Here is a 21701-nt window from a genome sequence, read left to right on the forward strand (position 1 = left end):
TCCGATCTGACCGTGTTCCCTTCGCAGGCTCAGTCTCACAGCCAATCGGGCCAGACTTTGTTAATAAGCTCAGACCGGCTTGCACCGGTCTTTTTTTTAACCTGAACGCCGCAGTAGCCAGATAAAGTAAGGCGCACCTAAAAACGTCGCCATCAGTCCGGCAGGGATTTGATCCGGAAACGCCAGCATCCGCCCGCACCAGTCAGCCAGCATCATCAATCCGCCTCCCAGCAATCCCGATAGCAACAGTTGTGGCAAAGCCCGCCGGAATCCCAGCATCCGCGCCATATGCGGAGCCATCAACCCGACAAAACTCAGCGGACCGATAGTCAGCGTCGCGCTGGCGGTCAGTGCTGCCGCCAGCAGCAGCAGACTCAGCCGTGCAGGCGTCAATGCCATACCCGCCGAGCGCGCGGTCGCACTTCCCAGCGGCAGCAGCGTCAGCCAGCGACTGGCCAGCGGGGCCAGCGACACCAGCACCAGCGCGCAGATTGCGCTCTGAACTGCCTGACTGCCGCTGATGTTATAGGTCGAGCCGGAGATCCAGCTCAGCAACCCGCCCATACGCGGATCGCCGCTGGCCAGCAGCAGCATCAGCAGGGTGACAAAGGCGCTGTTAAGCGCCATACCCGCCAGCAGCATCCGCTCCGGCGAGAAGCCGCCACGGCTGGCTACCGCCATAATCACCAGCAGCGTCAGCGCGGCACCCACCGCACCGGCGGGCAGCAGCCAGGCCATCGCATCGCCTGGCACAAAGAACATCATGACCACTACGCCGCAGGCGGCCCCGGAACTGATGCCCAGTACTTCCGGGCTGGCCATGGGATTGCCGGTCAGCCGCTGAATCAGACTCCCCGCCACGCCCAGCATCAGACCGGTTACCAGCGCCGCCAGCACGCGCGGTGCGCGCCACGGCAGCAGTGATTGCAGCATCTCGCCTGTGGACCCGCTCCAGCCCTGCGCATCACGCCCAAACGCGAGCGCCCCCCACCCCAGTAGCGCCAGAACAGCGAGACCGATCAGCGCCCAGCGCAGCAGGTTCTGTCGCTCGGCGGGCACATTGTCACCCTGATTCAGCGCGGGCGGCACTGAACCGGTGCGCAGTCGCGGCAGCAGCCACAGCAGAATCGGTACGCCAAGCAGGGCCGTGGCCGTGCCGGTCGGGATATCGCGCCAGTGCGTGCTGAGCCATAATACGCAGCTGTCTGCCAGCCACAGCAGCAGCGCGCCAGTCAGCGGTGCCAGCAACATCCGGGTGAGGAGCCGTCGTCCACCCAGCAGCTTCGCCAGCAGCGGTGCAAACAGCCCGATAAAGCCGATGATACCGGCGACATTGACCAGCTGCGCACTGAGCAGAATCGCCAGTCCAAGGCCGCCCATCCGCGCCACAGAGAGCGCCAGACCCAGGTTTTTCGCGACACCATCATCCAGTCCCATCAGCGTCAGCGGACGCAGCAGCGCCAGCGCCAGCAAAAACGCCAGCAGCAGGCGCGGCCAGAGCTGCTGCACGTTTTCCCAGCTCATCTGATTCAGCGCGCCGGTGCTCCACAGAAACATGTTCTGCAGCTGATCGTGATTGAAGATAGCGAAGATTTGATTTACCGCGCCGCTGTACAGGCTCAGTACCAGCCCGGCCAGAATCAGCGTCACTGGCAACAGACGTTTGCCCCAGGCCACACCAAACACCAGCGCGCCCACCAGCAGCGCACCGCTAAGCGCAGCAAACTGCTGTGTCAGCGCCCCGCCCGGCAGATGCCACAGCGTCGCGACGGTAATGCCCAACTGCGCGCCGGAAGAGACGCCCAGCGTGGTCGGCTCCGCCAGCGGGTTGCGTAAGATCTGCTGAAACAGCAGACCGGCTAACCCCAGTCCGGCCCCCACCAGTAGCGCCAGCGCCGTGCGCGGCAGCAGGCTGTAGTGAAACACCATCTGCGGCAGGCTATTGACGGCCGGTGACCAGAATGCCTGCCACCATTCAGCCTGTGGCAAGGCGTGGTGCAGATTAACCAGCGTCAGGCTGAGTGAGAGCAGAAACAGCAGGCTGAGAAGGCCTGCGGGAAACAGAGCATGGCGCATCAGTGCGTCTCCAGCGCGCGTTCCAGCACGCGAACAAAGTGCAGCGCCGAGAGCGTTGCACCGTAATACCAGACCGCCGGGACGCGCTGAAAGCGTCCGGTGCGGACAAACGGCATGGCCTGCCACAGCGGACTGCGCATCAGCTGCTGCATCTCCACGTCGTTGTCGTGATCGAAACAGATAACATCCACTTCCCCGGCCTGCGCCAGCTGTTCGATGCCGATCACTGCGCTGCCCCAGAAATTGGTTTCACCCTGCCAGCCATTTTTCAGGCCCAGCAGGGTCATCACTTCCAGGAACAGGCTGTTTTTACCGAAGGTAATGGCGTGACGACTGTCGAGCAGCGACATCAGCAGAAGCGTGCGTCCGGCATAGGGTGCCAGCCGCTCACGCGCCGCTGCCAGCTGATCATCGACCTCACGCAGATGCTGCTCCGCCCGCTCGCTTAATCCCAGGCGCGCCGCCAGCTGACGCAGTGATGCGCGCGCGGCGGTGAAAGGTTTTCCGTCGCCGCTGTGAAGGTCGAAGCCCATGATGGGTGCGATGCGCGTCAGTTTCTCTTTGGGCGGGCCATAGCCATTGGAGCAGAGGATCAGCGACGGCTGCATTTGCGCCATCAGCTCAAGATTGGGTTCGGTGCGCAGGCCGACATCGATCACGACCGCAGGCAGCTTCGGCTCACCTACCCAGATGTTGTAGTTGTGCAGATCGGCCACGCCCCAGGGCGTAACACCCAGCGCGATCAGCAGTTCGGTGGGTAACCACTCCAGTGCAATAATCCGACCCGGATTTGGCGTGGCAGCACGCAGAGGAAGCGCACAAAACAGCGGCGAGGCCGCCAGTGCCAGCAACAGTCGGCGGCGATAAAGATCGGGCATCATCCTTTCCTTAACAGACAAAACTAACCGGCGCGCCGCCCTGCGGGTGCGGTAAAATGCCCATTGGAATGCCATAAATTGCACCCAGTACCTCAGGCTGCATAATCGCTCCGGCGTCACCTTCGGCAATCATCGCGCCCTGACGCAGCGCCACCAGATGATCGCAGTAGCGTGCCGCCATATTGATATCGTGCAGCACCGCAATCACTGTCAGGCCGCGCTGCTGGCTCAGATCTTTGATCAGCGCCAGTACCTCAACCTGATGGGCAATATCCAGCGCCGAGGTCGGTTCATCCAGCAGCAGACAGCGGCTGTTCTGCGCCACCATCATCGCCAGCCAGGCGCGCTGACGCTCACCGCCTGACAGACTGTCCACCAGCCGACCGGCAAAGGGCTTTAGCCCGACCTGGGCAATCGCATCCTCTACCCTATCGCGATCCTCCTGACCAAAGCGCCCCAGCGCCCCGTGCCAGGGATAGCGGCCAATCGCCACCAGCTCACGCACCGTCATCCCTTCGGCTGCCGGTAACTGCTGCGGCAGATAGGCCACCTCGCGGGCAAAGGCTTTACTGTTCCAGCGCCCGACCGGCTGCTGATTCAGCAAAACCTCTCCGCTGCTGGCCGCATGATGACGGCCCAGCATTTTCAGCAGCGTCGATTTGCCCGAGCCGTTGTGACCAATCAGCGCGGTCATTTTACCCGGTGGAAAAGTCAGCGACAGGGGCTGGAGGAGAGTGCGGCCGGGCACCTCGAAACTGGCGTTTTCCAGCGTAAAGGTCGCCTCTTCTGCGTGCGGATGCGGCATGATTATCCCTGTGAACGGGCGCCGGAGCGCCCGGTTAAATCAGAATCTGAAGGTCGCGGTGCCGACAATCTGGCGTTCCGCACCCCAGTAGCAGGCGTATTCACGATAGCAACTGGCGACATACTCGCGGTTGAACAGATTGTTAACGTTGACGCCTACCGTCGAGCCTGGCAGGCCGAAGCGACCCAGATCATACTTCAGCGCCGCATCCACCGTGGTGTAACCGGCTACCTTAAAGTTCTGGTTCGAGAGTCCAGCAGAGGTGTTAGTTGGGGTTTCAGCATACAGCCCCTGGCTTTCACCCACGTAACGGACCCCAGCGCCGATCGTCACCCCTGACAAAGCAGTCTCGTGGAAGGTGTAGTCGGTCCATAGTGAGGCCATATGTTTCGGCACCTGCACCGGCGTTTTGCCTTTAAGCGACGTGTCTTCAGTATATTCCGCATCGGTGTAGGTGTAGGAGGCCGTCAGGTTAACGTTGGCATTCAGCGCCGCTTTAGCTTCCAGCTCTACGCCCCGTGACCGGATTTCACCGCTCTGCACGCTAAAAAGAGCTCTGTCTGGATTGGGATCGGCAGTCAGGTTTTTGGTTTTGGTCAGCTGGTAAAGCGCGGCGGTGAGCACCACCGGACGATCTTTCGGTACATACTTCACGCCCGCTTCATACTGCTTAGCGCGTGACGGATCAAATGCCTGACCGTCATAGGTTGAACCCGCATTCGGAATAAAGGCTTCGCTGTAACTAAAGTAAGGCGCGATGCCGTTATCAAACACATAGTTCAGACCACCACGCCAGGTAAAGGCCTGATCGTTCTGGCGATCAACGCTATCTGCCACCCGATCGTAAACGGAGTTCATGGCATAGTCGTAGCGGCCACCCAGCGTCAGCACCCAGCGGTTCCACTCCATCTGATCCTGTGCATAGAGGCCGGTCTGACGCTGCTTATTCAGATGCTGATAAGGATCGGCAAACGGCGTCACGCTATCATCGCCATATTGCGGGTTAACCGCATTCAGGCTGGATGCCGAGCCAAACTGTGCGTCGATATCATTGCGGGTACGCTGGAAGTCCACGCCTAACAGCAGCGTATGATCGACCTGGCCGGTGGCAAACTTCGCCTGCGCCTGGGTATCCACGGCAAACTGATTCAGCTTCTCGCTGGAGACCGCTGAACCACGGGTAATCTCCTGGGTTGCTGTATTGAAACCATTGCCATAGATACTGCGGTAATCGGTGCGCAGGTCGGCGTAACGCAGGTTCTGGCGCAGCGTCCAGGTGTCGTTGAGGCTGTGCTCGGCGTTATAGCCCACCATTTTGGTGGTGCGCGAAATCTTATTGCTCTGCTCGCCTTCGTCGAAGTCGGTCGGCAGTTTGTACTGGCTGCCATCGGCACGAGTGATCGGCACCACGGTGCCCTGACGCGGCAGCCAGCCGTAATAGCCGGTTTCTGGCTCGTTCTGGAAATAGGTCAGCAGATCAATGCGGGTGCGATCGTCGGGACGCCAGCTGAATGACGGGGCAATGGTGTAGCGCTTCTCTTTGTTCATCGACTGCTGCGCATCCTGACTGCGCGCCTGACCGGTCAGGCGATAGCTGTAGACGCCGTTATCATCCAGCGCACCGCCAAAGTCAAAGCCGGTCGAGAAGAGATTGTCGTTGCCCATCTGGAACTGCACTTCGCGCAGGGTTTCCTGGGTGGGACGCTTGCTCACCAGTGAGACGACACCGCCCGGATTGCTTTTACCATAGAGCACAGAGACCGGACCGCGCAGCAGTTCAGCGCGCTCCAGGAAGTAGGGATCGATGGCAAACTCAGAGTAGTTATCTCCCTGCAGTTTCAGGCCATCCAGATACTGGTTGGTATTGGTTTCGCTGAAGCCGCGAATCGAAAGCGCATCAATCACATCTGAGCTACCACGGTTACCGGTCAGCACGCCAGGCGTATAGTTAAACGCCCCTTTCACGCTGGTCACATTGCGCATTTCCATCTCTTCGCGGGTGACCACGGAGACAGACTGCGGATTTTTTTCAATCGGGGTATCGGTTTTGGTGCCGGTGGCGCTGTGTTTTGCTGCCACCGTCGGTGCCGGCCCCCAGGCGCTTTCCGCCTCGACGCCGTTGCCGCCATCCGCCGAGACCACCATGGTCTCTGGCTGCGCGGCGTAAAGCGAGGAGCTCAGGCTCAGTGAGATCATGACGCCCAGAAGCGGCCGGGAAAATGTTTTTTTGGTGTTGTCTGCAAAAGTCGTTCGCGCATTCATAAAAAGGTGTCTCTTAAAATAGGCTCAGGCGAGCGAATCGAAACGATAATGATTATTATAACGGATTAGATAATATGCGAACTGCCGCGGACACTGCAAGCAGAAATCCCAGTAGTGACGCCGTTTGCAGGGCGATTTATCCGTATTGATCACAAACAAAAAAAGGGCGCCGAAGCGCCCTTTTTAACCTGTCTGACTGATTTATTTGCCAAACATATCTTTTATCCACCCTGCTACGCCGTCGCTGTCTTTCTGCTCCTGCGGTTGCTGGACTGGTTGCTGTTGCGGCTGTTGCTGTTGCTGGTCAAACAGCTGTTGCTGCTGCTGAACCTGCTGCTGCTGTTGCTGACACAGCGCATTCGGATCCAGCGCCCACACCGGCAGAGAACGCCAGGTGCTGCTGCCCGTGCCACAGACAAAGTTACCGGCCGAATCGACATTCATCATCGACACATCTTCCGGCGGCGTCAGTTGCAACGGCATCGGTGCCTGATTGTCGAGGTAGCGACGGTAGAGCTGCATCGCACCACTGGCACCATAGAGTTTGGTCGGCTGGTTGTTATCACGGCCCACCCAGGTGATCGCCACTTCTTTACCATCAATACCGGCAAACCAGCTGTCGATCAGATCGTTAGTGGTACCGGTTTTTCCGGCCAGATGGGCATTCGGGAAACGCGCGCCCAGCGCACGGGCAGTACCGTGGTCAGCGACCTGCTGCATGGTGTAAAGCGTCAGATAAGCCGCCTGCGCCGGTTCCACACGCTGCGCCTGCGGATAGCTCTGATAGAGCACGCTGCCATCTTCTGCAATCACTGAACGCACCGCAGATAGTGACGCGCGGTTACCGCCGCTGGCGATCGACTGGAACGCCTGCGCCACTTCAACCGGCGTCAGGTTCAGGGCACCCAGCAGCATCGCCGGCACCGGATGCAGCTGCTCTTTCGGCACGCCCAGCTTGTTCCAGGTATCGACTACCGCATCCAGCCCCAGCGTCATACCGAGGTTAACCGTCGGCACGTTCATGGAGTTGGTCAGCGCATCCACCAGCATCACTTTGCCGCTGAAGCGACGATCGTCGTTCATCGGTTTCCAGATGGTGCCATTTGGCTGCTTCAGCGCAATCGGCTCATCGGCGATCCAGCTGTTCAGGCGGTAGCTGTTTGGCTGGCTCAGCGCGGTGAGGTAGGTCGCCGGTTTTGCCAGTGAACCGATAGAGCGACGCGCCTGCAGCGCACGGTTGTAACCGGCGTACTGTGGATCGGCCCCGCCGACCATGGCACGGACTTCGCCGCTGAAGCGGTCAACCACCACCATCGCGGTTTCCAGATCTTTCAGGCCGCGCTGTTTTTTCAGCGTCGGAATGCCATCAACCACCGCTTTTTCAGCTGCATCCTGCGACACCGGGTCCAGCGTGGTGAAGATTTTCACGCCGGAGAGATCTTTAATCTTGTCGCCCAGTTTCGCCTGAAGCTCGTTACGCACCATCTGCATAAAGGCAGGCTGCGGCGTGATCACGCCCCCTTTTGGCTGCACGCCCAGCGGACGCGCCGACAGCATGTCATACAGCTCCTGGTCGATCACTTTCTGCTGCTGCAACAGGCGCAGCACCAGGTTGCGGCGTTCCAGCGCCAGTTTCGGGTTGCGCCACGGGTTATAGAGCGATGCCCCTTTCACCATGCCAACCAGCATCGCCTGCTGATCCAGACTCAGTTCATCTACCGGACGGCCAAAGTAGTAGAGGCTCGCCAGCGGGAAACCGCGGATCTGATCGCTGCCCGCCTGACCGAGATAGACCTCGTTCAGGTAGAGCTCCAGGATGCGATCTTTGCTGTAGCGCGCATCCATGATCACCGCCATATAGGCTTCACGCGCTTTACGCCACAGCGAACGCTCATTGGTCAGGAACAGGTTCTTCACCAGCTGCTGCGTCAGCGTACTGCCGCCCTGCACCGCTTTTCCTGCCGTGATGTTCGCCAGGAAAGCGCGACCTATGGAGTACGGGCTGATACCATCATGCTCATAGAAATGGCGATCTTCAGTGGCGATCAGCGTATCGACCAGCAGATCCGGGAAACCGGTGCGCGGCACGAAGAGTCGCTGTTCACCATTCGGCGACTGCAGCATGGTGATCAGGCGCGGATCGAGGCGGAAAAAGCCAAAATCACGGCCGGTTTCGAGGTTTTTAATCTCGCTCAGCTCATCTTTCGTGAAGCTCATACGCGCGTGGATCTGCCCCTCTTTACTGTCGGGGAAATCAAACGGGCGACGCAGCAGATCAATGGTGTTGCCCTTCACCGAAAACTCGCCGGGGCGGGTGATACGGGAGACTTCGCGATACTGGGTGCCTTCCAGCAGCGCCACCATTTCACTTTTGTTGTAGGCCATGCCCGGTTCCAGGCTGACCATGCGGCCATAGACGGTGGCGGGCAGTTGCCATACCTTACCGTCAATGCGACTGCGAATCTCCGAGTCGAGGTAGATGCCCCACGCGGCCATAACCACCACAAACACCAGGAACAGTTTAATTATCCATCCCAGCCAACGGCGTTTGCCGCGCGGCGGTTTTCCACCTTTACCTTTACGTGGCACCGGCGCTTCCTCCTCGTCATCATTAAAATCGTCCTGATCGATATCCTGTTCGATATCCCTGCGTCGTCCCCGGCCCGCACTGCTGCGCGGCGGCAACGGTTTACCTTTGCGCCCTATTGGTTCGCGATCGTTCCCAGACATTACTTTTCTTCTCCAGGCAGTGCTTACGGCAGCGCCGCTACTCTAACTGCTTTCTCGCGTGCCGCATGGCAGAACCCTCTGAATTCGATCCAGCGGACTCAACCCTGCGGGGACATTTTTTTGGTTCGCCTTGTTGGCAAGGCGGTGGCCGGATCCTCTGGCCAGAGGTGTTTCGGATAGCGTCCCTTCATCTCTTTCCTGACCTCCGGCCAGGCACCGCGCCAGAACGCCGCCAGATCGCGGGTGATCTGCAACGGTCGCTGGGCGGGCGATAGCAGCTCCAGCACCAGCGGAATACGTCCTTCCGCCACGGTGGGATTCTGCGCTTCGCCAAACATCTCCTGAATCCTGACCGCCAGCGCGGGCGGCTTATCCGCATCGTAGCGAATCGGCAGCCGGCTTCCGGTCGGCACAGTGTAATGAGTTGGCAGCACACTATCCAGCCGCTGACGTTGTGACCATGTGAGTAAATGTAAGAGCGCCGTGGTCAGGTTTACCGCCTGCAGGCTGCGCAGATCGCGTACCGCTGACATCTGCGGCAACAGCCACTGCGGCAGGCTCTCAAGCAACGTCTGATCGTCCATAGCGGGCCAGCTCTCTTCCGGCAGCCACTGTGCCGCACACTGGATGCGCAGGCGCAACTGTTCGACATCCGGCGTCCAGCCCAATACCGACAGACCTTTTTCGGCGATCCAGCGCAGTATGGCGGCGTGCAGCACGTCCGGCTCCGGACGCGCCATCGGCTGGGTCTTCAGAATCAGCGCGCCAATCTGCTCACGTCTGAACGCACGCAGCGTGCCCTTCTCTTCGTCCCATTCCACTTCAGTCCGGCGCTCAATCAGTGCGGGCTGCTGCTGGCACAGCGTTTCAATGTCGACCGGCAGTGCCAGCAGCATCCGGGCATCCGGCGTCGCACTGCTTTGCAACAGGGCGGGTGCAATCAGCCATTCGTTGCGCGTCAGGCCATCCTGCTCATCGAGTCTGGCCCCCAGCCCGTTGGCCAGTTGATAGCGACCGCTCTGGTCGCGACGCCGCGCCAGCCGATCGCCAAACCCCACCGCCAGCAGGCCCGCAAAGCGATCTTCATCGATCCGCCCGCCACGAATTTTGAGTCGCTGCTGCCACTGCTGCGCCCGCCGCTGCCATTGAGCCTGAGGCCGATGCAGCGCATCACGCAGATCGGCACTGCCGCTGCGTGGAGGATCTTCCAGAATCGCCACCAGCAGCGCGGCGCTGGCGACCGCATCCGGCTCATCGCCCGCGGCACAGAGCATAGCAGCAAGCCGCGGATCGCACCCCAGCTGTGCCATACGCCGTCCCAGTGTGTTAAGCAGGCCGTTGCTGTCCAGCGCACCCAGACGGGTCAGTTGCTGTTGTGCCGCTTCAAGATTTCTGGCGGGCGGCTGATCCAGCCACTGCAGCTGTTGCGGCCCGGTACAGCCCCACTGCAGCAGATCCAGCCACAGCGACGAGAGATCGCTGTTCACGATTTCCGGTTCGCTCTGCGCTGCTGCACGTGACGCCTGCTCCTGCGGCAGCAGATGCAGACAGATTCCCGGCATCAGTCGCCCGGCGCGACCTGCGCGCTGAATCATTGAGGCCTGGCTGATGCGCTGGGTCTGCAGCCGCGTCACGCCGCTGCGGGCGTCAAACAGGGCGCTGCGCTCCAGCGCACTGTCGACTACCAGGCGAATCCCCTCAATGGTCAGGCTGGTCTCGGCGATATTGGTGGCGAGCACCACTTTGCGACGTCCGGCGGCGGCGGGCAGGATCGCCCGTCGCTGCGCCGCCAGCGGCAGTGCGCCATAGAGTGGTGTCAGATCCACATCGTCACTGATGCGTGGTTCCAGCTCACGTTTCACCCGTTCAATTTCCGCCACGCCCGGCAGAAACAGCAGCAGCGAGCCCGCTTCGTCGCGCAGCAGCTGAGCGATTTCACGCGCGACCGCCTCTTCAAAACGCACGTGCTGATTCAGCGACGCGTACCGCCGCTCAACCGGATAGCTGCGCCCTTCTGAGACGATCAGTGGCGCATCCGGCAGCAGCGCCGCCAGCCGGGCATTGTCGAGCGTGGCGGACATCAGCATGATTTTAAGGTCGTCGCGTAATCCCTGCTGCACATCGAGCAGCAGCGCCAGCGCCAGATCGGCCTGCAGGCTGCGCTCGTGAAACTCATCGAGGATCACCAGCGACACGCCCTCCAGCATCGGATCATGCTGAAGCATGCGCGTGAGCATCCCTTCGGTAACAACTTCCAGCCGGGTTTCTGGTCCGACGCAGCTTTCGCCACGCATCCGGAATCCCACCGTGGCACCCGGCTGTTCGCCGAGCTGCTCTGCCAGCCGCTGCGCCACATTACGTGCCGCCAGCCGGCGTGGCTCCAGCATAATGATGCGTCCTGGCAGCGCCGCCTGCTGCAACAACTGCAGCGGGAGCCAGGTCGATTTGCCCGCGCCGGTAGGGGCGGCCAGCAGGATTTGAGAGGCGTCACGCAGCGCCGCCAGGATGTCTGGCAGCACCGCGCTGACTGGTAAATCGCTCACAGCAAACTCCGCTTCTGCCTGTGCTAAGATGGCGCGCATTGTAGCACGTGATATTTGCCGGAGAGCGCCATGGCGACACAACGCTTATTTTTTGCCATCAGCCTGCCTGACGAAATGCAGCAACAGCTGGTGCGCTGGCGGGCCGACACCTTTCCTGCAGAGGCAGGTCAGCCTGTGGTCGCAGCGAATCTGCACCTGACGCTGGCGTTTCTGGGTGAGGTCGCACCGGAAACCTCACAGCGCCTGCAGACGCTGGCTTCCCGCATCGTCCAGCCCGGTTTCGATCTCGATCTGGATGATGCCGGGCACTGGCCGCGTCCCGGCGTGGTCTGGCTCGGCTGCCAGCGCGCGCCTCGCGGCCTGCTGCAGCTCGCCAGCCTGCTGCGGGCGCAGGCTGCCCGGCATGGCTGTTATCAAAGCCCGCAGCCGTTTCATCCGCACATCACGCTGTTACGCCAGGCCACCCAGCCGGTTGCATTGCCACCACGCGGCTTTCACTGGCGTTTTCGCGTCTCCACCTTTTCACTGTTCGCCTCTGACTATGCCCGGGGCCGCACCCGCTACCGCGCGCTGGCCAGCTGGCCATTAACGTCTCAGGATCCGCATGCACTTCTCTCCGCCCCTTAAATCCGCCCGCCTGATCACCCGTTACAAACGTTTCCTGGCCGATGTCGAGACGCCAGAAGGCGAAGTGCTGACGATTCATTGCGCCAACACCGGTGCCATGACCGGCTGCGCCACGCCGGGCGATACAGTCTTGTATTCCACGTCCGACAGCCTGACGCGCAAATACCCTCACAGCTGGGAGCTGACCGAAACGCAACAGGGCCACTGGATTTGCGTGAATACCCTGCGCGCGAACCAGCTGGTGGCTGAAGCGCTGGACCAGCATCAGCTGCCATCGCTGGCCGGTTATTCGCATCGACAGGCGGAAGTGAAATATGGCAGTGAAAAAAGCAGAATTGATTTCCTGCTCAAAGCAGAGGCACGGCGCAACTGCTATATTGAGGTGAAATCCGTAACCCTTTTACATGAAGGTAAAGGCTATTTTCCGGATGCGGTGACGATTCGAGGACAGAAACACCTGCGCGAGCTGGCGACAGTGGCGGCAGAGGGTCATCGGGCCGTTTTATTGTTTGCCGTTTTGCACTCGGGGATTGAGGACGTTTCCCCGGCACGCCACATTGATGCGGCGTATGCAGAACAACTGGCTCAGGCGCAACGGGAAGGTGTAGAGGTTTTAGCGTATCAGGCAGACTTATCGGCAGAGGGAATGTTTCTTAAATCGCCAATCAACGTAACCATGTAATATCTTTTGCAATTTTATGTGGTAAGAATGTTCTGAGCTAAGGGCTGATTACGCTGTTCCTCACAGGCTTGTCAAGGTGTGTTCATGAAGAATTGCCAACCCTGACTGCTTCTGTTATTTATAGCGGCCTGTTTTTTTCCCCAATGGGGGATCGATGTACCCCGCAGACGTCAGATGCAGGCCGGCAGTAACGCCCCTGCGGGACGTAAGTCAGAGGGTATAGTGCGTGTTATCCAGGAGAAGCAACATGCAAGAAGGTCAAAACCGTAAAACATCGTCCCTGAGTATTCTCGCTATCGCTGGCGTTGAGCCTTATCAGGTTAAGCCTGGCGAAGAGTATATGAACGACGCGCAGCTGACCCATTTTCGCAAGATTCTGGAAGCCTGGCGTAATCAATTGCGGGACGAAGTCGATCGTACCGTATCGCACATGCAGGATGAAGCCGCTAACTTCCCGGACCCGGTTGACCGTGCCGCGCAGGAAGAGGAGTTCAGCCTGGAGCTGCGTAACCGCGATCGCGAACGTAAACTGATTAAAAAGATCGAGAAGACGCTGAAGAAAGTCGAAGACGACGACTTCGGTTATTGCGATTCCTGTGGCGTTGAGATTGGTATCCGCCGTCTCGAAGCACGTCCTACTGCCGATCTCTGCATCGACTGTAAGACGTTAGCAGAAATTCGTGAGAAACAAATGGCCGGCTAATGTCGCGTCCAGCCTGTTACCACGCAGTGGAAAAACCGTTGTGTTGTCCGCTGCGTGGTCACTTCTGAACCCTATGTCACCTTCCTGCATTGGTCGCTTCGCCCCTTCTCCCTCTGGTGAACTTCATTTTGGCTCGCTGATTGCTGCCCTGGGCAGTTACCTGAGCGCGCGCGCGCAAAACGGCATCTGGCGGGTGAGAATGGAAGATATCGATCCGCCACGGGAAGTGCCGGGTGCCGCCAGCCGCATTCTGCATCAGCTGGAACACTACGGTTTGACGTGGGATGGCGAGGTACTGTGGCAGTCGCAACGTCACGAGGCCTATCGTGACGCACTGGCCTGGCTGCAGCAGCATCGTCAGAGCTATTTCTGCACCTGTCCCCGACGTCGCATTCAGGAGATTGGCGGTTTCTATGATGGTTACTGCCGTGAACGGCAACGCGGACCAGAGAATGCCGCGCTGCGTTTACGCCAGCATGCGCCGGTCTTTGCCTTTGACGATCGATTACGCGGGCGCGTAGAGGCGGACAGCCGTCTTGCACAGGAAGATTTTATTATTCACCGTCGCGATGGCCTGTTTGCCTACAACCTGGCGGTGGTCGTCGATGACCATTTTCAGGGCATTACCGAAGTGGTGCGCGGCGCAGATTTGATTGAGCCGACGGTACGGCAGATTGCGCTTTATCAGCAGTTTGGCTGGCCGGTGCCGGCCTGGCTGCACCTGCCGCTGGCGCTTAATCACGATGGCAATAAGTTATCGAAGCAGAATCATGCGCCTTCGCTGCCCGATGGCGATGCCAGACCCCTGCTGGTAGCGGCATTACGCTTCCTCGGACAGCCTGTTTCAGGCGGCTGGCAGGACTTAACGCAGGACAAACTGCTGTCTGACGCGGTGTCACAGTGGAATATCGCTTTGATGCCGCAACAGAACGCCCTGAAACCGGATGCATAGACAACAGCATTCTCAAACGGTTCTCAACAGGCTATGATTAGCCGCTGATTTTACCTACACCCTAATTGCCACTGTCGAGGTGTCCCATTTTTACCCGAGTAGCTAATTTTTGCCGGAAAGTCCTGAAGCGTGATGAAGAGGAAGCCCCAGCAGAGGTTGAACCAGAGCGTCTGATGACCATCATCCCTCGTGAAAGCCATACCATCTCACGTAAAGACATCAGCGAAAATGCCCTCAAAGTGCTCTATCGCCTGAACAAAGCCGGTTATGAAGCCTATCTGGTAGGCGGTGGCGTGCGCGATTTGCTACTGGGGCAAAAACCCAAAGATTTCGACGTGACCACTAACGCCACGCCTGAGCAGATGCGCAAGCTGTTCCGCAACTGTCGGCTGGTCGGTCGCCGTTTCCGGCTGGCACACGTGATGTTTGGCCCGGAAGTGATCGAAGTCGCCACCTTCCGTGGTCATCATCAGGTTGAAGAGATTGCGGAAGATCGCAACAGTTCGCAGCGCGCCCAGAGCGGCATGCTGCTGCGCGACAATATCTTCGGCTCTATCGAAGATGATGCCCAGCGTCGCGATCTCACCATCAACAGCCTCTACTACAGCGTGGCTGATTTCAGCGTGCGCGACTACGTTGGCGGCATCAGCGATCTCGAACAGGGTATCATTCGCCTGATTGGCGATCCGGAAACCCGCTACCGCGAAGATCCGGTGCGCATGCTGCGCGTCGCGCGCTTTGCCGCCAAGCTCAATATGAGCATTGCGCCGGAAACCGCCGAGCCGATTCCCCGTCTGGCCTCGCTGCTGCGTGATATCCCGCCTGCGCGCCTGTTTGAAGAGTCCCTGAAGCTGTTGCAGGCGGGTTATGGCTACAGCACGTATCTGAAGCTGTGTGAATATCAGCTGTTCCAGCCGCTGTTCCCGACGCTGGCGCGCAACTTCACGGAAAACAGTGACAGCCACATGGAGCGGATGCTGGCACAGGTGCTGAAAAACACCGACAACCGCATTCATAACGACATGCGCGTGAATCCGGCGTTCCTGTTTGCAGCGATGTTCTGGTATCCGCAGCTTGAGGCGGCCGAACGCATTGCGCAGGAGAGTGGCCTGACCTACTTCGAAGCCTTTGCGATGGCGATGAACGATACGCTGGACGAAGCCTGCCGTGCGCTGGCGATTCCAAAACGTATTACCTCGCTGATCCGCGATATCTGGTTGCTGCAGTTACGCATGTCACGCCGTCACGGTAAACGCGCCTGGAAACTGATGGAGCATCCGAAATTCCGCGCCGCATACGATCTGCTGGCGCTGCGCGCGGAAGTGGAAAACAATCCGGAACTGCTGCGTCTGAGTCAGTGGTGGGGTGAATTCCAGGTCGCTGCGCCGCCGCATCAGAAAAACATGCTGAATAATCTGGGTGACGATCCGGTGCCGCGCAATAAATCGCGCCGTCCGCGCCGCCGCTCTTCCGCGCCACGTCGTGACAATCAAAACGTGTCATGACACGGGTTTACCTCGCGTTAGGCAGTAATCTGGCCGATCCGCTGCATCAGGTTGATGCAGCGCTGACAGCACTGGATGCGTTGCCGCAGACGCAATGCATCGCGACCTCGCCATTCTATCGCACGCCGCCTTATGGCCCGCCCGATCAGCCCGATTTTCTCAATGCCGCCGTGGCGCTGGAAACCGATCTCAGCGCTGAAGCCCTGCTTGACCATACCCAGCAGATTGAGCGGGATCATGGCCGGATACGCAAGGAAGAACGCTGGGGACCGCGCACGCTGGATATCGATCTCATGCTGTTTGGCGACGCAGTTATTAACACTGAGCGGCTGATTGTGCCGCACTACGACCTGCTGAATCGCGCCTTTATGCTGGTGCCCCTGCTGGCGATTGCGCCCGATGCCCGCCTGCCCGATGGCCGCGCACTCAGCACCGTTCTGGCCACCCTCGGCAGCAGCAACATCGTGCTGTGGCACGACTGATCAGACAAACGCACATCTCTGATTCCGCTCTTTCACGCTATCCAGTAAACTGCGCCCATCAGAATTCCTGAGTTGAGAGCGCCATGAAACCCACCACGATTTCACATCTGCGTCAGGCGAAAGCCAGCGGTAAAAAATTCGCGACGCTGACCGCCTACGATTTCAGTTTTGCCCGCCTGTTTGCCGATGAAGGCATTCAGGTGCTGCTGGTTGGTGATTCCTTAGGGATGACGGTGCAGGGGCACGACTCCACCCTGCCGGTTACGGTCAGCGACATCGCCTATCACACCGCCGCCGTGCGCCGTGGTGCGCCCCAGGCCCTGCTGCTCGCCGACCTGCCCTTTATGAGTTATGCCACACCAGAGCAGACCTTTGAGAGTGCCGCACAGCTGATGCGTGCCGGTGCCAATATGGTGAAACTGGAAGGCGGCAGCTGGCTGGCAGAGACCGTACAGATGCTGACCGAACGCGCCGTGCCGGTGTGCGGTCATCTTGGGCTGACCCCGCAGTCGGTGAATATTTTTGGCGGCTATAAAGTGCAGGGCCGTGATGAGGCCGGTGCCGATCAGCTGCTGGCCGATGCCCTGGCGCTGGAAGCGGCAGGCGCACAGCTGATGGTGCTGGAGTGCGTGCCGGTGTCGCTGGCGCAGCGGATCACCGGGGCGCTTACCATCCCGGTGATCGGCATCGGTGCCGGTAACGTGACCGATGGTCAGATTCTGGTGATGCATGACGCGCTGGGCGTAACCGGCGGTCATATTCCCAAATTTGCCAAAAATTTCCTGGCGGAGACCGGCGACGTTCGCGCGGCGATTCGCCACTATATCGCCGAAGTCGAGGCCGGAACCTATCCGGCGGCAGAGCACAGTTTCCAGTAATTCAGGAGAGTCACCGTGTTGATCATTGAAACGCTGCTGATGCTGCGCCAGGAAGTCCGTCGCTGGCGCCAGCAGGGTAAACGCATTGCGCTGGTGCCGACCATGGGCAACCTGCATGAAGGCCATCTGACGCTGGTGGATGAAGCCCGGGCGCGCGGCGACATCGTCATTGTCTCGATCTTTGTCAATCCGATGCAGTTCGATCGCGCCGATGATTTAGCGCGCTACCCGCGCACGCTGCAGGAAGATTGTGAAAAGCTGAACCGCCACCAGGTTGACGTGGTCTTTGCCCCGTCACCGGCTGAAGTCTATCCGCAAGGCGCGCAGAATCAGACCTTTGTTGAGGTGCCGGTGCTCTCTTCCCTGCTGGAAGGGGCAACGCGTCCAGGCCATTTTCGCGGCGTGGCAACCATCGTCAGCAAACTGTTTAATCTGGTGCAGCCCGATATTGCCTGTTTCGGTGAAAAGGATTTTCAGCAGCTGGCTATCATTCGTAAGATGGTGGCTGATATGGGCTTCGACATTGAGATTGTTGGCGTGCCAACCGTGCGGGCGAAAGATGGCCTGGCACTGAGTTCACGCAACGGCTACCTGACATCCGATGAGCGCAAACTGGCCCCGGTGCTGAGCCAGGTGATGCATCAGATGGCTCAGCGACTTGAGAACGGCGAGCGTCACATTGAAGAGATTATCGAGACAGCCAGCGAGGCGCTGCTGGCACAGGGATTGCGTCCTGATGGCCTGGCAATCTGTGATGCGGAAACGCTGCAGCCGCTGACGGTGGACAGCCAGCGTGCGGTGGTGCTGATGGCCGCCTGGCTGGGTAAAGCCCGACTGATTGATAATCAAACTGTTGACCTGACGCTGTAAGTACGCCCGCTGCAGGTTATTTTATTTCTCTGATAAGGTTTCTGGCTATGATTCGCACAGTTCTGCAAGGCAAATTGCACCGCGTAAAAGTGACGCAGGCGGACCTCAATTATGAAGGCTCCTGCGCTATCGATCAGGATTTCCTGGATGCTTCCGGCATTCTGCAATATGAAGCGATCGATATTTATAACGTCACTAACGGTCAGCGCTTTTCCACCTACGCTATCGCGGCTGAGCGTGGTTCGAAAATTATTTCGGTCAACGGTGCGGCTGCCCGCTGCGCCTGCGAAGGCGATATTTTAATTATCTGCTCCTATGTGCAGGTAGAGGATGCCGTCGCGCGTCAGTGGCAGCCTAAAGTCGCCTATTTTGAAGGTGACAACCAGATGAAGCGTCTGGCGAAAGCATTGCCGGTACAAATTGCCTGATTAATCGATCAGCTGATAAAAAAGGGCCGCCATTAACATGGGCGGCCCTTTTTGTTTCTGCTTCTGCAATTAAACCGCTTTGGTTGTCATCGGCTTCGATGACTTTTTCATCGTAAAGAGGAAATTAAACCAGCCGCGTTTTCTCATCAGACATATTGTCAATGGCAGCGCCAGCGCCACCAGAAACGCCGAAATGAATTTCAGGTCATTCACCCAGGCTGACGGACTTTCAAACTTCACAATCTTACTGAAGAACTGAATCGCCAGATAATGCGACAGGTAGAAGACGATAGAATTGACGCCAATGTAGTAGACCAGCTCAGATTTCAGCTTCAGCGCAATCCAGACAAAGAATGGCACCGATAAGAGTGCAAGCGGTGATAATAACGCCTGGGAATGACGCTCCAGAATAAAGATATTCAGGCAGGAGAGCAGCACAAAACTGATCGCTGAGATTAACAGCGTCGGGCCATGCTGTACTTTCTCTGCGATATCCACCTGCTTACGTACCACGTAATCGCCCAGGTAGAAAAAGACAAACAGATAAAGCGATTTGTTGATGTGCGTATTGTCGAAGCTGGCAAATACGCCATCCGGATCGATGGCCGGCAGCGCCCAGCTCAGCGCCATACAGATAGCAAACACCAGCAGGAATGGCAGGTGGCGGGCAAAGATAATCACGATAAAGAAGATAAATAGCGAGTGCAGGAACCAGGTCATATCCCCGCCGCCGGTCAGGTGGGAGAGAATAATATTCATCGGTGACTGCGGCGTATTTGCCATTGAGCTGAACAGGATCTTTAACCCGCCATAGACCGCCACCCAGACCACAAACGGATAGAGAATACTGCGTACTTTGTTATTAAAAAAAGGACCCAGGCCTTTTCTTAATCCGGCATCGACAAACAGACCCGAAACAAAGAACATCAGCCCCAGTCTTACCGGTGCCAGCATCTCATTTAACAGGCTGCTGAAGGCGGTAAAATGTCCGGCATTATTATGTACGGCAATAGTGCTATGCAAAAAAATAATTGCGAGAATACTCAATCCCCGCAGATTATCGATCCACGTTATACGATTCATCTTTTCCTGCCTTTGATTAAAAACTGGCCCTGTTTAAGATGCCATTTTGCTTATTAAGAAGACTCTTAACCCACCCGTTCATCCCTGAGCAGAGGAATAACTTTATTCAGGCGGTATTTTGATAATTCATAATCAAATAAACAACAGCCAGCCTTTAAGCCTATTCTTAAAAAATATTTAACAGTTAAGAATCATTAAGATAGCGAAAGATGACAGATTATTATCAGATAATACTTAGGGTTACTTTTTGTGAAAAAGGATGAAAGCGAGGCCGTGAGCGGGTTCAGAGACAGAAAAGAAATGACCAGGCAGATCTTAACATCGTTTTTAAGGCCAGGGAGAACCGTAGTTCGGGTTGTTTTTCACTCACCAAAAAAAAGCCACGCCCTTATTGCAGCGTGGCCCTTACCATTCAACGTATTGTCAGGTGCGCAGTCCGCGTCCGCGCTGAATCAGCGCATAGACCAGCCAGTAGAACACCAGAATAAAGGCCACCAGTACCGAGAGCGTAAAGACCAGTGGCACATCATTAATACCCAGGAAGCCATAACGGAATCCGCTAATCATATAAACGATTGGGTTCAGTTTAGAGACAGCCTGCCAGATCGGCGGCAGCAGACTCAGCGAATAGAATACGCCGCCCAGATAGGTCAGTGGCGTCAGCACAAAGGTCGGGATCAGGCTGATATCGTCAAAGGTGCGCGCAAAGACGGCGTTGAGCAGACCGGCCAGTGAAAACAGAATCGCGGTCAGCAGCAGCGTGATCGCCACCATCGACCAGGAGTGCACATGAAACGGCACAAAGAACAGCGAGATGGCCGTCACCAGAATGCCGACGCAGACGCCACGCGCCACACCACCGCCTACATAGCCAGCAATGATAATGTGGGTCGGCACGGGTGCAACGAGCAGCTCTTCAATGTTGCGCTGGAACTTGGCACTGAAGAACGATGATGCCACGTTGGCGTAGGCGTTGGTGATCACCGCCATCATGATCAATCCCGGCACAATAAACTGCATATAGCTGAAGCCGTGCATCTCACCAATGCGCGACCCGATCAGGTTGCCAAAGATGATGAAATAGAGCGTCATGGTGATGACCGGCGGCACCAGCGTCTGGATCCAGATACGGGCGAAACGGTTAACCTCTTTGGCCCAGATGCTTTTCAGCGCCACCCAGTACAAATGTGTCATGCTTTTGCTCCTGTTTTTCCCTGCGTCGTCAGGCCAACGAACAGCTCTTCCAGACGGTTGGCTTTATTGCGCATACTCAGCACCTGCACACCCTGCGCACTCAGCTGGCTGAAGACGCTGTTAAGGCCCTGCTCACGCAGCACTTCCACTTCCAGCGTTGAGGTATCGGTCAGCCGGTACTGGAAGCCCTCCAGTTTCGGCAGCGGACTGCGCGGTGCCAGATCCAGGATAAAGGTTTCTGATTTGAGCTTGGACAGCAGTTCTTTCATCGAGGTGTTTTCCACCAACTCACCGCTCTGGATGATGCCGATGTTACGGCACAGCATCTCAGCTTCTTCCAGATAGTGGGTGGTAAGAATGATGGTAGTGCCTTTGGCATTGAGATCTTTCAGGAACACCCACATTGAGCGACGCAGTTCGATATCCACGCCAGCCGTCGGCTCATCCAGAATCAGCAGTTTTGGCTCGTGCATCAGTGCTCGGGCGATCATCAGACGGCGCTTCATCCCGCCGGAGAGCATGCGCGCACGCTCAGTGCGTTTTCCCCACAGGTCGAGCTGCTTCAGATATTTTTCCGCACGCTCATTGGCTTCGCGACGCTCAACGCCGTAGTAACCCGCCTGATTCACGACGATCTGCATCACCGTTTCAAACGGGTTGAAGTTAAACTCCTGCGGCACCAGGCCGAGCTGGCGCTTGGCATTCACCACATCTTTTTCTAAATCGTAGCCAAACACCCGCACACTACCTTCGGATTTATTGACCAGCGAACTGATAATCCCGATGGTGGTCGATTTACCGGCACCGTTTGGCCCCAGCAGTGCATAAAAGTCACCCGCTTCAACGTTAAGATCGATGCCCTTCAGCGCCTGCACGCCGCCGGGATAGGTCTTGGTCAGCCGGGAAAGTTCCAGTGCATAAGTCATTCTGCATCCATACCCTGTTTTGATGGCATTGCAATGCCGTTTAAATTTATCAGGCCCTGGCATATAGTACGCGCGCG

18 protein-coding genes are annotated in these 21701 nt (G+C 57.9%); 9 read left to right on the forward strand and 9 right to left on the reverse strand.

The window, feature by feature from the left end; genetic code table 11:
• Window positions 1-96: 96 nt before the first annotated feature.
• From fhuB to hrpB, 6 genes are all read right to left on the reverse strand, one after another.
• On the reverse strand, window positions 97-2076 hold the full coding sequence (fhuB, locus tag IV493_RS14395; RefSeq protein WP_195857331.1) for a Fe(3+)-hydroxamate ABC transporter permease FhuB: 1980 nt from the start codon (window positions 2074-2076) through the stop codon (window positions 97-99).
• Window positions 2076-2954, reverse strand: a complete 879-nt coding sequence (gene fhuD, locus IV493_RS14400) for a Fe(3+)-hydroxamate ABC transporter substrate-binding protein FhuD (protein ID WP_095706173.1) — start codon at window positions 2952-2954, stop codon at window positions 2076-2078. Before fhuD ends, fhuB begins: the two co-directional genes overlap by 1 nt.
• 10 nt (window positions 2955-2964) lie before the next feature.
• Complete coding sequence (gene fhuC, locus IV493_RS14405; protein WP_013356826.1) at window positions 2965-3759, reverse strand: Fe3+-hydroxamate ABC transporter ATP-binding protein FhuC; 795 nt, start codon at window positions 3757-3759, stop codon at window positions 2965-2967.
• A 39-nt stretch (window positions 3760-3798) separates the two neighbouring features.
• On the reverse strand, window positions 3799-6021 hold the full coding sequence (gene fhuA, locus IV493_RS14410; RefSeq protein WP_195857332.1) for a ferrichrome porin FhuA: 2223 nt from the start codon (window positions 6019-6021) through the stop codon (window positions 3799-3801).
• A 201-nt stretch (window positions 6022-6222) separates the two neighbouring features.
• Window positions 6223-8751, reverse strand: a complete 2529-nt coding sequence (gene mrcB, locus IV493_RS14415; RefSeq protein WP_013356824.1) for a bifunctional glycosyl transferase/transpeptidase — start codon at window positions 8749-8751, stop codon at window positions 6223-6225.
• 98 nt (window positions 8752-8849) lie between these two features.
• The gene (hrpB, locus tag IV493_RS14420) at window positions 8850-11333 is read right to left on the reverse strand and encodes an ATP-dependent helicase HrpB (protein WP_195857333.1); all 2484 of its coding nucleotides are present in this window, start codon (window positions 11331-11333) and stop codon (window positions 8850-8852) included.
• Between the two features lie 30 nt (window positions 11334-11363).
• Here hrpB and thpR point away from each other — a divergent pair, with 30 nt between their 5' ends.
• The 9 genes from thpR (at window position 11364) to panD (ending at window position 18421) form a co-directional block, all read left to right on the forward strand.
• On the forward strand, window positions 11364-11921 hold the full coding sequence (gene thpR / locus IV493_RS14425; protein ID WP_061061637.1) for an RNA 2',3'-cyclic phosphodiesterase: 558 nt from the start codon (window positions 11364-11366) through the stop codon (window positions 11919-11921).
• Window positions 11899-12603: a DNA/RNA nuclease SfsA gene (gene sfsA / locus IV493_RS14430; protein WP_195857334.1), complete on the forward strand. Its 705-nt coding sequence runs from the start codon at window positions 11899-11901 to the stop codon at window positions 12601-12603. Before thpR ends, sfsA begins: the two co-directional genes overlap by 23 nt.
• 247 nt (window positions 12604-12850) lie before the next feature.
• On the forward strand, window positions 12851-13306 hold the full coding sequence (gene dksA, locus IV493_RS14435; protein WP_008925615.1) for an RNA polymerase-binding protein DksA: 456 nt from the start codon (window positions 12851-12853) through the stop codon (window positions 13304-13306).
• A 73-nt stretch (window positions 13307-13379) separates the two neighbouring features.
• Window positions 13380-14258: a tRNA glutamyl-Q(34) synthetase GluQRS gene (gene gluQRS / locus IV493_RS14440; protein WP_195857335.1), complete on the forward strand. Its 879-nt coding sequence runs from the start codon at window positions 13380-13382 to the stop codon at window positions 14256-14258.
• Between the two features lie 86 nt (window positions 14259-14344).
• Window positions 14345-15763 (forward strand): polynucleotide adenylyltransferase PcnB, encoded by a 1419-nt coding sequence (gene pcnB, locus IV493_RS14445; protein WP_218832235.1) that lies wholly within the window; start codon window positions 14345-14347, stop codon window positions 15761-15763.
• The gene (gene folK / locus IV493_RS14450; RefSeq protein WP_195857336.1) at window positions 15760-16245 is read left to right on the forward strand and encodes a 2-amino-4-hydroxy-6-hydroxymethyldihydropteridine diphosphokinase; all 486 of its coding nucleotides are present in this window, start codon (window positions 15760-15762) and stop codon (window positions 16243-16245) included. The genes pcnB and folK overlap by 4 nt, the downstream gene beginning before the upstream one ends.
• Window positions 16246-16328: 83 nt before the next feature.
• Complete coding sequence (gene panB / locus IV493_RS14455; RefSeq protein ID WP_013356817.1) at window positions 16329-17123, forward strand: 3-methyl-2-oxobutanoate hydroxymethyltransferase; 795 nt, start codon at window positions 16329-16331, stop codon at window positions 17121-17123.
• 15 nt (window positions 17124-17138) lie between these two features.
• Window positions 17139-17993: a pantoate--beta-alanine ligase gene (gene panC / locus IV493_RS14460; RefSeq protein ID WP_013356816.1), complete on the forward strand. Its 855-nt coding sequence runs from the start codon at window positions 17139-17141 to the stop codon at window positions 17991-17993.
• A 47-nt stretch (window positions 17994-18040) separates the two neighbouring features.
• Window positions 18041-18421, forward strand: coding sequence for an aspartate 1-decarboxylase (panD, locus tag IV493_RS14465; RefSeq protein ID WP_013356815.1), 381 nt, complete (start codon window positions 18041-18043; stop codon window positions 18419-18421).
• 69 nt (window positions 18422-18490) lie between these two features.
• Here panD and IV493_RS14470 read toward each other — a convergent pair whose 3' ends face one another.
• The 3 genes from IV493_RS14470 to IV493_RS14480 all read right to left on the reverse strand — a co-directional run bounded on the left by IV493_RS14470 (window position 18491) and on the right by IV493_RS14480 (window position 21624).
• Entirely contained in the window at window positions 18491-19504 is a 1014-nt protein-coding gene (locus IV493_RS14470) for an acyltransferase family protein (RefSeq protein ID WP_013356814.1), read from the reverse strand.
• Between the two features lie 423 nt (window positions 19505-19927).
• Complete coding sequence (locus IV493_RS14475; protein WP_013356813.1) at window positions 19928-20698, reverse strand: ABC transporter permease; 771 nt, start codon at window positions 20696-20698, stop codon at window positions 19928-19930.
• Window positions 20695-21624, reverse strand: a complete 930-nt coding sequence (locus IV493_RS14480; RefSeq protein WP_033781901.1) for an ABC transporter ATP-binding protein — start codon at window positions 21622-21624, stop codon at window positions 20695-20697. Before IV493_RS14480 ends, IV493_RS14475 begins: the two co-directional genes overlap by 4 nt.
• Window positions 21625-21701: the final 77 nt, after the last annotated feature.

Source organism: Pantoea sp. SM3640, from assembly GCF_015654165.1.
Classification (GTDB): Bacteria; Pseudomonadota; Gammaproteobacteria; order Enterobacterales; family Enterobacteriaceae; genus Pantoea; species Pantoea vagans.